11 protein-coding genes are annotated in these 12,848 nt (G+C 62.2%); 4 read left to right on the plus strand and 7 right to left on the minus strand.

Annotated elements, in window-relative coordinates:
* The first annotated feature begins 350 nt into the window (after positions 1-350).
* Positions 351-1,085 carry a hypothetical protein gene (locus tag BTW08_RS05420; protein WP_075561498.1) on the plus strand — a complete coding sequence of 245 codons (735 nt, stop codon included), beginning with the start codon at positions 351-353 and terminating at the stop codon, positions 1,083-1,085.
* Positions 1,086-1,183: 98 nt separating this feature from the next.
* Here the strand turns inward: BTW08_RS05420 and BTW08_RS05425 are convergent, their stop codons facing one another.
* The 5 genes from BTW08_RS05425 to BTW08_RS05445 form a co-directional block, all read right to left on the minus strand.
* On the minus strand, positions 1,184-2,083 hold the full coding sequence (locus BTW08_RS05425) for a hydroxymethylglutaryl-CoA lyase (RefSeq protein ID WP_075561499.1): 900 nt from the start codon (positions 2,081-2,083) through the stop codon (positions 1,184-1,186).
* A 222-nt stretch (positions 2,084-2,305) separates the two neighbouring features.
* Positions 2,306-4,387: an acetyl/propionyl/methylcrotonyl-CoA carboxylase subunit alpha gene (locus tag BTW08_RS05430; protein ID WP_075561500.1), complete on the minus strand. Its 2,082-nt coding sequence runs from the start codon at positions 4,385-4,387 to the stop codon at positions 2,306-2,308.
* Positions 4,384-5,247 (minus strand): enoyl-CoA hydratase-related protein, encoded by an 864-nt coding sequence (locus BTW08_RS05435; RefSeq protein WP_075561501.1) that lies wholly within the window; start codon positions 5,245-5,247, stop codon positions 4,384-4,386. Before BTW08_RS05435 ends, BTW08_RS05430 begins: the two co-directional genes overlap by 4 nt.
* A gap of 77 nt (positions 5,248-5,324) precedes the next feature.
* Positions 5,325-6,932: a carboxyl transferase domain-containing protein gene (locus BTW08_RS05440; protein ID WP_075561502.1), complete on the minus strand. Its 1,608-nt coding sequence runs from the start codon at positions 6,930-6,932 to the stop codon at positions 5,325-5,327.
* Between the two features lie 88 nt (positions 6,933-7,020).
* Positions 7,021-8,190, minus strand: a complete 1,170-nt coding sequence (locus tag BTW08_RS05445) for an isovaleryl-CoA dehydrogenase (protein ID WP_075561503.1) — start codon at positions 8,188-8,190, stop codon at positions 7,021-7,023.
* Positions 8,191-8,411: 221 nt separating this feature from the next.
* Here BTW08_RS05445 and BTW08_RS05450 point away from each other — a divergent pair, with 221 nt between their 5' ends.
* The 3 genes from BTW08_RS05450 (at position 8,412) to BTW08_RS05460 (ending at position 9,658) form a co-directional block, all read left to right on the plus strand.
* Complete coding sequence (locus BTW08_RS05450; protein WP_075561504.1) at positions 8,412-8,870, plus strand: hypothetical protein; 459 nt, start codon at positions 8,412-8,414, stop codon at positions 8,868-8,870.
* Positions 8,867-9,154 (plus strand): type II toxin-antitoxin system RelE/ParE family toxin, encoded by a 288-nt coding sequence (locus BTW08_RS05455; protein ID WP_075561505.1) that lies wholly within the window; start codon positions 8,867-8,869, stop codon positions 9,152-9,154. Before BTW08_RS05450 ends, BTW08_RS05455 begins: the two co-directional genes overlap by 4 nt.
* 78 nt (positions 9,155-9,232) lie before the next feature.
* Positions 9,233-9,658, plus strand: coding sequence for a hotdog fold thioesterase (locus BTW08_RS05460; protein ID WP_075561506.1), 426 nt, complete (start codon positions 9,233-9,235; stop codon positions 9,656-9,658).
* A gap of 71 nt (positions 9,659-9,729) precedes the next feature.
* On the opposite strand, the gene BTW08_RS05465 is transcribed toward BTW08_RS05460, so the two are convergent.
* Both BTW08_RS05465 and BTW08_RS05470 read right to left on the minus strand, forming a co-directional pair.
* Complete coding sequence (locus BTW08_RS05465) at positions 9,730-10,911, minus strand: ATP-binding protein (protein WP_075561507.1); 1,182 nt, start codon at positions 10,909-10,911, stop codon at positions 9,730-9,732.
* Between the two features lie 151 nt (positions 10,912-11,062).
* Positions 11,063-12,811 carry an AMP-binding protein gene (locus tag BTW08_RS05470; protein ID WP_075561508.1) on the minus strand — a complete coding sequence of 583 codons (1,749 nt, stop codon included), beginning with the start codon at positions 12,809-12,811 and terminating at the stop codon, positions 11,063-11,065.
* Positions 12,812-12,848 lie beyond the last annotated feature (37 nt).

A 12,848-nucleotide genomic window follows, 5' to 3' on the forward strand; every position in this document is an offset into this window, starting at 1 on the left:
CCAGCGCTGAGCGCATGATAGCTCCTTTCCGAAAATTTTTAAGAGTTTGGTAGCTCGGGGAAAGTTATCACCAAAGCCGATGTTCTGAAGGCTGATGGACCTATTACAAATTACGAGCTAAGCGATTTTTCGGTCCAAATACTTGGAGAGAGGGCGGCGCTAGTGAAATACCGTGCCAGCACTCCATGTCATAACTCATACAGGAGTTCGGTTTGGGTGAAACACGGAAATAGGTGGAAAATGCTTCATCATCAATCTACGGTGGTGCCAAGTGACGTTTAACCAAGCGCAGCACTACGCAGCCTTCGGCTGCCGGATGCTCGCAAGCTCGCACCGGTGTGCGCAGCGATATGCCTAAGTACGAATACGCACAGCGGCGTCGTGACGACGGCACGATCGAGCGCATCTATCCGCGAGACCTACATGATGCCGGTACAAGAGCAACCGCTCGGGCATCGGAGCTGTGGGATGAGCACTTTGAAGTTCGGGTATTCCCTCGATATCGGACGGATGCCCCCCATTTTTATTCACTAGGCAAGCGCCGTTACATTGATGAGCGTGTCGAATCCGACCCTTCTCACGATAAAAGAGTCGAGGAGTTATTGGCCAGGCTCAAGGGAAATGAATACAAAATCGGCTTCTATGAAAAGGATGGAGAAGAGAAGCAATTCGTGACGGTCGCCAAGCCGAGCAACTATCTTTGGGATAGCGAGGTAACGCGATCTCTAACTAGAAGCGTTAGGTGCCGGCATGACATTTTCGGCGAGGCGGAAGGGAGAAACCTTACTGCAGGGTTTCCGTGGGTCGCAATTGAAGTAGTAAACACCCACTACCCAGACGAAAAAACGCTAGAAGCCTTCCTGGCCCTCAGTGAACAATTGCCATTTGTCGTGCTCTTTGATCTCGTAGCTGTTCCGAATTATTTTTTTAAAATAGATGAAAAGCGGCAAGAAATACGCACTATCTATTATGTCTACGATGGTTCCGTTTGGAAGAACGGCAACCGCTGGAAGAGGTGCTCTGCTCAGTTTCTACGCGAGAAACTTGAGGAACACAAAAACTATGTCATTAGTAGACGAAGTTAGGCATAACAAATCGCTGCAGGTGACGTTTGACCCGCCACCTACTTTTGCTGTCGCAAAATCAGGCGCCGCCTCAAATGCACCTGAGCTGAGGCATTCGATCACTTTGCCGCCAACGCCACGCCCACCTTCGACCGATTCGGCTTGCCGATGTTCTGGGTTATCCACACCCCTGTCTCTGCCAACTTATCCAGATCCACGCCGCTGTCGATGCCGAGGCCGTTGAGCAGGTAAATCACGTCTTCCGTGGCGACGTTGCCGGTGGCGCCCTTGGCGTAAGGGCAGCCGCCGAGTCCGGCGACGGCGCTATCGATCACGCCGATGCCTTCCTCGAGTACGGCGTAGAGATTGGCCAGTGCCTGGCCGTAGGTGTCGTGGAAGTGGGCGGCGAGCTTGTCTCTGGGGATCTCTTTGGCCACCGCTTCGAGCAGGCGCTTGGCCTTGAGCGGGGTGCCGACGCCGATGGTGTCGCCCAGCGAGATCTCGTAGCAGCCCATCTCGTAGAGCGCCCGGGAGACCTCGGCGACCCTGGCGGGGGCTATCTCGCCCTCATACGGGCAGCCGAGCACGCAGGAGACATAGCCGCGCACGCGCACGTTCGACTCACGGGCGCGTTCGATCACCGGGGCGAAGCGCGCGAGCGATTCGGCGATGGAGCAGTTGATGTTCTTGTGCGAGAAGGCTTCGCTCGCTGCCGCAAAGATGGCGACTTCCTCGACGCCGCACGCGAGCGCGGCTTCCAGTCCTTTCAGATTGGGCGTGAGCGCGGAGTAGACCACGCCCGGCCGGCGGCGAATGCCGGTCATCACCTCGCGGTGATCCGCCATCTGCGGCACCCACTTGGGCGAGACGAAACTCGCCGCTTCGATCCGTTTGAGCCCCGCCGCGCCGAGCCGGTCGATCAGTTCCAGTTTGGCGGCCGTGGCGATGGGTTCGGCCTCGTTCTGCAGCCCGTCCCGCGGGCCGACCTCGACCACACTGACTCTTCTTGGCATTCCCATCTCACGTTCCTCGGCTCTGTCTGAAAAATGCCTGCGCTCGCCCATACGGCGTTAAAAATTGGCTCACTGAACAACGTTCAGAACGTCCGCAGGACGGCCCGAAGGGCGAGCGGAGCGAGTAACATACTCATTTACACCCCCGTAAACTGGGTCGCCAGCCCGGTCCTTCTTCGCCAATTTTTGCCTTGTCTGGCCATCGCTCGCCGACTTTTCAGAGAGAGCCTAATTCGCTTCTACATCAACGAAAGCGAGCAACTCATCCCCCCGCGCCACGGCGTCGCCCACCTTGAAGTGAAACGCTTCCACCGCGCCGGCGGCGGGGGCGCTCAGGGTGTGTTCCATTTTCATCGCTTCCACCACCACCAGCGGCGTGCCTTTCTCCACCGCCTGGCCGGGTTCGACCAGCAGTGCCACCACGGTGCCGTGCATGGGCGCGCTCAGTTTGGCCTCGACCTCATGCGATAGATGATCGACCCGGTCCGAGCGCCGCCAGATCAGGCGGGACTCGAAGCCGGCGGCGGTCAGGATGATCGTTTCGCCATCCAGAGCGGGATCGGTGCGCGCCAGCAGGCGACGGCGATGGCCATCCAGGGTGATCGCCACGGCGTCACCGTCGAGCCGCTGCAACTTCCCCTCGTAGTCATTTGATTCTTTTCCATCCCGATTCACGCTCAGTTGCCAAGTTGACTGCGATCCAGAGCGTGTCGCGGTCACGGGGATCGGTGGCGCGCCTTCGGCCTCGGCAAATGCTAGTCGAACGTGCTGTGGGGCGTTGAGCCGCCAGCCGTCACGGCGCTCCCACGATGAACGTTCATCGCTGGCTCGATTCAACTGGTCGAGCGCCACCAGCGCGGCGCAGGCGAACTCCGCGTTGGAGACCGGTTCACTCGCGAACAGGTCGTCGTGGTGGTGTTCGATAAAGCGGGTGTCGAGCCGGGCGGCGATGAAATCCGGATGCGTGATCAGCCGCTGCAGAAAGCGGCGGTTGGTGGTCACGCCGGAGATATCCAGCGCCGCTAGCGCGCGGTCCATCTCCGCCAGGGCCTGGCCGCGATCCTCGCCGTGGACGATCAGCTTGGCCAGCATCGGGTCGTAGTGCATCGAGATGTCATCGCCGGCTTCGACGCCGCTATCCAGACGCACGCGATCCGCCGCCAGGCCGCCGGCGTTCAGGTCGAGCCCGAACCGTTTGAGCGTGCCGGTGGCGGGCAGGAAGTCGTTGTCCGGGTCTTCGGCGTAGAGTCGCGCTTCGATGGCGTGGCCGTTCAGCGTCAGCGCGTCCTGGGCCTTGGGCAGCGGCAGCCCGGCGGCCACGCGCAGCTGCCACTCGACCAGATCCTCGCCGGTGATCATCTCGGTAACCGGGTGCTCGACCTGCAGCCGGGTGTTCATCTCCATGAAGAAGAACGGCGAGCCGTTCTCCTTCGCGGTTTCGGCGGCGGCATCCAGCAGGAACTCCACCGTACCGGCGCCGACATAGCCGATCTCCTGGGCGGCGCGGACGGCAGCTTCGCCCATCTCCTGGCGCAGCGCGGGGGACAGATTGGGCGCCGGGGCTTCTTCCAGCACCTTCTGATGACGGCGCTGCACGCTGCAGTCGCGCTCGAACAGGTAGACGCCGTTGCCTTGGCTATCGCAGAACACCTGCACTTCGACGTGGCGCGGCTGGGTCAGGTACTTCTCGATCAGCATGCGTTCGTCACCGAAGGCGGCGCGGGACTCCCGGCGGCAGCCGTCGAGGGCGGCCTGGAACTCGCTGTCGGACTCCACCACGCGCATGCCCTTGCCGCCGCCCCCGGCGCTGGCCTTCAGCAGCACCGGGTAGCCGATTTTTCCGGCTTCTTCCTTGAGCAGGGCATCGTCCTGCGCCTCGCCGTGGTAGCCAGGCACCAGCGGCACACCGGCGTTGGCCATGCGCGCCTTGGCCGACGCCTTGTCGCCCATGGCGGCGATGGCGCTGGCCGGCGGGCCGACGAAGACGATGTCGGCGGCCTCGCAGGCGGCGACGAACTCGGCGTTCTCGGAGAGAAACCCGTAGCCCGGATGAATGGCGTCGGCGCCGCTGCGCTGGGCGACGACAATGACCTTGTCGATATCGAGATAGCTCTCCCGCGCGGGCGCCGGGCCGAGGCGCACGGCCTCGTCGGCTTCACGCACGTGGCGCGCGTTGGCGTCGGCATCGGAATAGACGGCGATGGTGCGAAGCCCCAGACGGCGGGCGGTGCGCATCACGCGGCAGGCGATCTCGCCGCGGTTGGCGATCAACACCGAACGTAGCGGGCGAGGCGCGTGGGTCAGGCTCATGAGCGCGATTCCTTGTTATCCGTGTTGCCGTCCTGATCCCCGTTGGCATCCCCCGTGCGTTGCCAGGCGGGTGGGCGCTTGTCGAAAAACGCCGCGAGCCCTTCCTGACCTTCGCGGCTGACCCGCAATTCGCTGATCGTGCGACAGGTGGCATCCACCGTGGCGTCGCTGTCGGGATCGCGGGCGACCCGGGCCAGCAGCGCCTTGGTGGCGCGCTGGGCCTGGGGTGAGGCGGCGAGCAGCCGCTCGATCATCTGATCGATCTGGGCGTCCAGGGCTTCCCCATCGGTGACTTCATGCACCAGACCGATCGCCTGCGCGGTAGCGGCGTCGATCACCTCGGCGGTGAGCGCGTAGCGGCGCATCTGGCGCGGGCCGATGGCGAGCTGAACATAAGGGCTGATCACCGCCGGCGACAGGCCGATGCGCACTTCCGACAGGCAGAATTTCGCCTTGTCGGACGCGATCACCACATCGCAGCAGGCGGCGAGCCCCACCGCGCCACCGTAGGCCGCGCCCTGCACCCGGCACAGTGTCGGGCAGGGCAGCGCGTCCAGCTGCTGCATCAGGCGCGCCAGTTCGCGAGCGTCTTTGAGGTTATCGTCGAAGCTGAAGTCGACCATGCGCTTCATGCCTTTGAGATCCGCCCCGGCTGAAAAGTGCTTGCCCTCGGAGCCCAGCACTACCAGCCGCACCTCGCTACGTTCGGCCAGCGCGTGCAGGCGTTCGAGGTGAGCGTTGAGCTCGCCGATCAACGCATCGTCGAAGGCGTTGTGCACCGCGGGGCGGTCCAGCGTCAGCCGCGCGACGCCGTGGGAATCGATGGTCAAACGAGTGAAGCTATCGGATATGGCTGCCATAGCGGTCTCTCATGATCATGTTGGCTTCGAGCTGCTCGTGGCTCGCTGCCCGTCGCTCGTGGCTGGGCGCGAAGCGCCTACATGCGGAACACGCCGAAGCGCGTCTCCTCGATCTCCGCATTCATTGCGGCTGATAGCGCCAGGCCGATCACGTCGCGGGTCTGCAGCGGGTCGATCACGCCGTCGTCCCACAGCCGAGCGCTGGCGTAATAGGGGTGGCCCTGGCGTTCGTACTGTTCGCGAATCGGCGCCTTGAACGCCGCTTCCTCGTCTTCCGGCCAGTCGCTGCCGTCGCGTTCGAACTGCTCGCGCTTCACCTGGGCCAGCACGTTGGCGGCCTGCTCGCCGCCCATCACCGAGATGCGCGCATTGGGCCACATGAACAACAGATTCGGGTCGTAAGCGCGGCCGCACATGCCGTAGTTGCCAGCGCCGAAGCTGCCGCCGATCAGCACGGTGAACTTGGGCACCTTGGCGCAGGCCACGGCGGTGACCAGTTTGGCGCCATGCTTGGCGATACCTTCCTTCTCATACTGGGAGCCGACCATGAAGCCGGTGATGTTCTGCAGAAAGATCAGCGGGATCTGTCTCTGGGCACAGAGTTCGATGAAGTGCGCGCCTTTCTGGGCGGATTCCGAGAACAGCACGCCGTTATTGGCGACGATACCCACCGGATGGCCGCACCAGTGTGCAAAACCGGTGACCAGAGTGTCGCCGTAGTAGCGCTTGAATTCGTCGAAGTCGGAATCGTCCACCAGCCGCCCGATCACCTCGCGCACGTCGTACGGCTTGCGCAGGTCGGTGCCGACGATGCCGTAAAGCTCCGACGGGTCGAGACGCGGCGGTGCGGGTTTTTTCATCGCCAACTGGCCGCGCTTGTGCCAGTTGAGACGGGAAACGGCGCGGCGGGCGAGCTGCAGCGCGTGGGCGTCGTTTTCGGCGTAATGGTCGACCACACCGCTGATCTTGGCGTGCACATCGGCACCGCCCAGATCCTCGGCGCTGATGGTCTCGCCGGTGGCCGCCTTCACCAGCGGCGGGCCGCCGAGAAAGATGGTGCCCTGGCCGCGTACGATGATCGATTCGTCGGCCATTGCCGGCACGTAGGCGCCGCCGGCGGTGCAGGAGCCCATCACCACCGCGATCTGCGGGATGCCCGCGGCGGAGAGCGTGGCCTGGTTGTAGAAGATGCGGCCGAAATCGTCATGGTCGGGGAAGACCTCGTCCTGCTCGGGCAGGTAGGCGCCGCCGGAGTCGACCAGGTAGACACACGGCAGGCGATGCTTGCGGGCGATCTCCTGGGCGCGCAGGTGCTTTTTCACCGTCAGCGGGAAGTAGGTGCCGCCCTTGACCGTGGCGTCGTTGGCGACGATCACGCACTCCACGCCGCTGATCCGGCCGATCCCCGCCACCACGCCGGCGGCGGGCACGGGGGAGTCGTAGACCTCGTGCGCCGCCAGCGCGCCGATCTCGAGAAACGCCGCGCCCTCGTCGAGCAGATGGTCGATCCGATCCCGCACGAACAGCTTGCCGCGGGACTCGTGCCGCGCGCGGGCCTTGTCGCCGCCGCCCCGGGCGATGCTGGCGGTCAGCGCGTGGAGCTTGTCGACTTCGCCCCGCAGAGCCGCCTCGTTGGCCTGGAACGCTTCCGTACGCGGGTTGATCTGGCTACTCAGTATGGCCATGGAAATCCTCTTGCGAGCTACGAGCTACGAGCTACGAGCTACGAGCTATGAGCAGTTCGAGGCTCGAAGCCCGCAGCTCGATGCTGATTTATGCCGATTCAGAGAACAGTTCACGCCCGATCAACATCCGCCGAATCTCGCTGGTACCCGCGCCGATCTCGTAGAGCTTGGCATCGCGCAGCAGTCGCCCGGTGGGGTATTCGTTGATATAGCCGTTGCCACCGAGCAGTTGGATCGCATCCAGCGCCATCTGGGTCGCTTTTTCGGCGCAGTAGAGAATCACCCCGGCGGCGTCCTTGCGGGTGGCGCGGCCACGGTCGCAGGCGCCGGCCACCGCGTAGAGATAGGCGCGGCAGGCGTTGAGCGTGGTGTGCATGTCGGCCAGCTTGCCCTGCACCAACTGGAACTCGCCGATGGGCTGGCCGAACTGCTTGCGCTCATGGACGTAGGGCACCACCACGTCCAGGCAGGCCTGCATGATGCCGACAGGCCCGGCGGCGAGCACGGTGCGCTCGTAGTCCAGCCCGCTCATCAGTACTTTGACGCCGCGGTTCTCTTCGCCCAGCACGTTTTCCGCCGGCACCTGGCAATCCTCGAACACCAGCTCGCAGGTGTTGGAGCCGCGCATGCCCAGCTTGTCGAGCTTTTGGGCGGTGGAGAAACCGGCGTACCCCTTCTCGACGATGAAGGCGCTGATGCCCTTGGCGCCGGCCTCCGGGTCGGTCTTGGCGTAGACCACCAGCACGTCGGCGTCGGGGCCGTTGGTGATCCACATCTTGTTGCCGTTGAGCACGTAGTGATCGCCTTGCCTGTCGGCGCGCAGGCTCATCGAGACCACGTCCGACCCGGCGCCGGGCTCGGACATCGCCAGGGCGCCGACATGCTCGCCGCTGATCAGCCGAGGCAGATATTTGGCCTTCTGCTCTGCGCTGCCGTTGAGCTTGATCTGGTTGACGCAGAGATTGGCGTGGGCACCGTAGGAAAGACCCACCGACGCGCTGGCCCGGGAGATCTCCTCCATCGCGATGCAGTGGGCGAGATAGCCCATGCCGCTGCCGCCGTCTTCTTCGGCCACGGTGATGCCGAGCAGGCCCATGTCGCCGAACTTCCGCCATAGATCGGCCGGGAAGACGTTGTCGTGGTCGATCTGGGCCGCACGCGGGGCGATCTCGTCGCGGGCGAAGGCGTTGACCTGCTCGCGCAGCATGTTGAGCTCGTCGGCGAGCCCGAAATCGAGCTCGGTATAGGGGGCGTGCATGGTGGAATCCTCGCTGTCCGATACCGCTTCTACGTCTTGGTGTATGTGTCTTGGTACGTTGACGTTAACGTCAATAGGCGAAGGCGGCTAGAGCCCCTCGACCATGGTCTAGGACCCAGACACGGTTATAGGGTTTTAGCGCAGGATCAATATCAAGATTTGAGTTTATTCGTTATTTGCGTGACGATTAACCATTAACGTTAATGCGGAGCGCACCACTGATGTCTCAGACATTGAGCTTGGACCAGTTCCGAACCGCCTTTCATGCTGGCGGCCTGGTTTCCGTGGCCATCAGCGCCAGCGGTGGGGCTTTTTTCATCACGGCTCGATCGCGGGAAGGGGAGTCTTTGATACTGGGAACCACCCGCGACAAGAAGCGGCGAGCGTTTCGCGATGCGGGCAAGGCGGTGGCTGTCATGCACAAGATCGGCGCGCGTCGTTTCGAAGTGGATACCTCCCATTGGGAACCGGAGCGAACGGACGACACCAGAGTGCGTCGACCGGATGCTGCCGAGCGCCAACATCAGGCGCAGCAAGCACGGTCTCACGATGCGTGGTTTAGGAGGCAGGTTCAGGCGGCGCTGGACGACGACCGCCAGCCAGTCGACGATCGAACCGTGCAGGCACGTTTCGCTCAGCGCCGCGCCGAAGCCCGACGTTTGCTCGAGAATGATACGTGAAGTTGGCTTGGCACCCGCTGGCGCTCGAGGACCGCGAAGCTATCTTCGATTATCTGGTAGTTCGTAACCCACAGGCAGCCGTCGACACCGACGAGAGGATCGAGGCGGCATTGAATCGTCTGATCGATCACCCTGATAGTGGCCGTGAAGGGCGCCTGGCAGGCACTCGTGAGGTGGTGATTGACGGCACCCGCTATATCGCCGCCTACCGTGTCCAGCGGGATGCCGTGCTCGTCCTGCGGCTGCTTCACGGTGCCAGACAATGGCCAGATTCCGTTCCCTGACTCCTGTTGGCTCCTCCAAGCCGAGGCTTTGATCGACGCGTCGAGCTCGCGATTTGTTACTACTCTCGAGGTTTTACCATGCCCATCTGGAAACGTGAGTCATCACTGGAAGCGCTCACCGCCGAGTGCCGGAACACCCTGGTCAGCCATGTCGGTATCGAATTCACCGAGCTGGGCGAAGACTGCCTGCGCGGGCGCATGCCCGTGGATGAAAGAACCCGCCAACCCTACGGCCTGCTCCACGGCGGCGGCTCGGTGGTGCTGGCGGAGACGCTCGGCAGCATCGCCGCCAATCTCTGCCTGGCCGACCCGAACAAGATGGCGGTCGGGCTCGATATCAATGCCAACCACGTACGCGCGATGCGCGAAGGCTGGGTCGAGGGCTGCGCCCGGCCGCTGCACCTTGGCGCCTCCACCCAGCTGTGGGAGATCCGGATCGAGGACGAACGCGGCCGGCTGGTGTGCATGTCGCGTCTGACCATGGCGGTGGTCAACCGGGGATGAGCCCTTGCGTTTGGCCCTATCTCAATGACGCTTCGGCGTGCCGAATTCACTAAAATACGTAGGTTGAGAAATCAGTCTTCGGAGATGTGTTTTCGTCGGATGAAATCAGCAAAAAGCGGAACCGTAAAATCAAGATAACCGTGATCGGTGCTGTAAATCATGCCTTTGTAAATGATGCTCGCACGTGCTGGTCCGATTGATTTCTGTGTGCGATTCATGGCTCTAGCGATGTCGGCAACCTGATACGGGCCGTCGCCAAGAGTTGCCATCGCCTTGACGAAACCCACCTCTGCTTTGGTTAAACGATCCAGGCGGACTCTAAAGAAACCATTGTCTAGAGAACTGATCGTTTCCGTATAGGACTCCTGGACATCGCGTTCATTGATTTCGGGTCCCAGTGCGTTGTTCCAGGAAAATGAGGCCAGTTCCTGCAAGAAGAATGGATAGCCCTTTGTCACATCGAAAATTGCTGCTAGCGCTGCGTTAGAAATGGAAGCCTCTTCATCCAGGATCGGCTTTTCGATGGCTTTTGCAGCGGCTTCTTCATCAAGTGCACCAACTGCAGGATAATTGAATAACCTTTCTGCATAGGATTTAGCCTCCCCCGCGAGGCGGGCCACCTGAGGCAGCCCTGCACCTATAAAAACGATAGGCCTTCCGTCTTGAGATATACGGTGAAGGGCGACGATCAAGGCGGAGAGATCTTGCTGAGAGAGATATTGGACTTCGTCAATGAGAAGAACCCAGCCTTTGTTCGCAGCTTGGGCAGCTCGACCGATTTGATCAAAAAGGTCTGGCAGGTCGTGCTGCATGTCTCCGCTTTCTGCCAAGCCCGGCTCAGGAGGCGGTTCGACGCCAATGTTCACACCTGCCACTTCGATATTGAATACGGATGCGAAATTACGCAGCCCGCCCAAAGCACGTGAAGCATGACGTTTGGCTGCTTCGACGCCTGATAGGGAGCGAGATACCTTGCGCATCTCGGGGTAGAGAAGGCCTGCCAAATTAGTTTCTTCAGGGGCTTCGACTCTGGAAACAAGGAATCCTTCAGCTTCGGCGATGCGGCCAATCTCGCTTAGTAGAACCGTTTTACCAGTGCCTCGGAGGCCTAATAGCATGATCGAACGTGCTGCTCGTCCTTTGATTGCGCGGCCACAAGATATCTTGGCAGCCTGTAGAATCGCATCGCGCCCGGCGAGCTCGGGTGGACGGCTACCGGCACCAGGTGCGAACGGATTTCCATACGGGTCCATGTGACGTTCCTGAAAGACTCTAGCGATGGATAGTGAAAACTAATAAAAAATACTAGTCTTCTTTAGCTTTTGCTAGAGAGTCTGGCGAGAACAGACTTCCGCTGACGAGAAGGGACCCAAAACTGGGCTAATCCCCGCCCCCAGGACCTGGCTACTCTAACCCCAGCTCCTCACTCGTCGCCTGGCGCATGCGGAATTTCTGGATCTTGCCGCTGACGGTCATCGGGAACTCGTCGACGAAGCGGACATAGCGCGGGATCTTGTGGTGATCGATGCGATCGCGGCAGTAATCACGGATGGCCTCTTCGTCGAGTTCGACCCCCTCCACCAACCGCACCCAGACTGCCACCGCCTCGCCGTACTTCGGGTCCGGCACGCCGAAGACCTGAGCGTCGGAAATACCTGGATGCGTGTAGAGAAACTCCTCGATCTCGCGGGGATACAGGTTCTCGCCGCCGCGGATGATCATGTCCTTGATGCGTCCGGTGATCGCCACGAAGCCGTCGTCGTCCATCATCGCCAGATCCCCGGTATGCATCCAGCCCTGCGGGTCGATCGACTGGCGGGTGGCCGCATCGTTGTTCCAGTAGCCGAGCATCACGCTGTAGCCACGGGTGCAGAGCTCGCCGCTGACGCCGCGCGGCACGATCCGGCCGCTGGCGGGGTCGATGATCTTCACTTCCAGGTGCGGATGGATGGTGCCGACGGTGGCAACGCGCTTGGCCAGCGGAGCGTCCGGGCGGGTCTGCAGGCTCACCGGGCTGGTCTCGGTCATGCCATAGGCGATGGTGACGTCTTCCATGTGCATGCGCTCGATCACCCGCTTCATCACTTCGATCGGGCAGTTGGAGCCAGCCATGATCCCGGTGCGCAGGCTGGAGAGATCGAAATCGCCGAAGCGCGGGTGCTCGAGCTCGGCGATGAACATCGTCGGCACGCCGTAGAGCGCCTGGGCGCGCTCGGTTTCCACCGCGCGCAGCGTCGCTTCGGGGTCGAAACCGTCGTTGGGATAGATCGCCGTGGCGCGATGGGAAAGACACGCCAGATTGCCCATCACCATGCCGAAACAGTGATAGAGCGGTACCGGAATCACCACCCGCTCGCCGGGCTGCAGGTTCATCCCGCCGCCGACGAAGTAGCCGTTGTTGAGAATGTTGTGGTGGGTCAGCGTGACGCCCTTGGGGGCGCCGGTGGTACCGGAGGTGTACTGAATGTTGATCGGGTCGTCGAACTGCAGCTCGGCCTGCTGCGCGGCGAGGCGTTCGGCAGGCACGCTGTCGGCAAGGTGGTGAAGATCGGACCAGTGCCACATGCCCGGCGTCGCCAACGCGTCGTCGAGACAGACGACGTGCTTGAGCTGGGGAAGCGTGTCACAGGTCAGGGTGCGTGCGCCGGCCAGCGGCCTTTGGTCGCTCATCGGCGGATCGCGTAGTACCGGTGCCAGCTCGCAGAGGATGTCGACGTAATGCGACTTGATGGTGCCGCCGACCCGGTACGCGCCCTGCAGCACCAGGGCGGAAAGGCCGGACTGCGTCAGCGCATGCTCGAGTTCGTGGGCGCGATAGCTGGGGTTGAGGTTGACCAGGATCGCGCCGATTTTGGCCGTTGCCAGCTGGGTTAGCGCCCACTCGGCGCCGTTGAGTGACCAGATGCCGACCCGGTCGCCGCGTTCGATGCCTAGCGCGAGCAGGGCCCGCGCAACACGGTCGGCTGCGTCGCGCAGCTCGGCATAGGTATAGCGCAGATTCTGGTGGCAGCTGACCAGCGCTTCACGCTCGGGGCATTCGCTGGCGGCCGCATCGAGGCAGTCGCCGATGGTCATGCCGATCAGGGGCAGATCGCTGGTACCGCTGACGTAGCTCCTGGACCCAAGGCCCTTGCGGTTTTCGCTTGCTGACATGCCGATATCTCCGAGAGAGCGTCTGAATGTCGGGGCT

It is taken from the genome of Salinicola sp. MH3R3-1 (assembly GCF_001937155.1).
GTDB classification, from domain to species: Bacteria; Pseudomonadota; Gammaproteobacteria; order Pseudomonadales; family Halomonadaceae; genus Salinicola; species Salinicola halophyticus.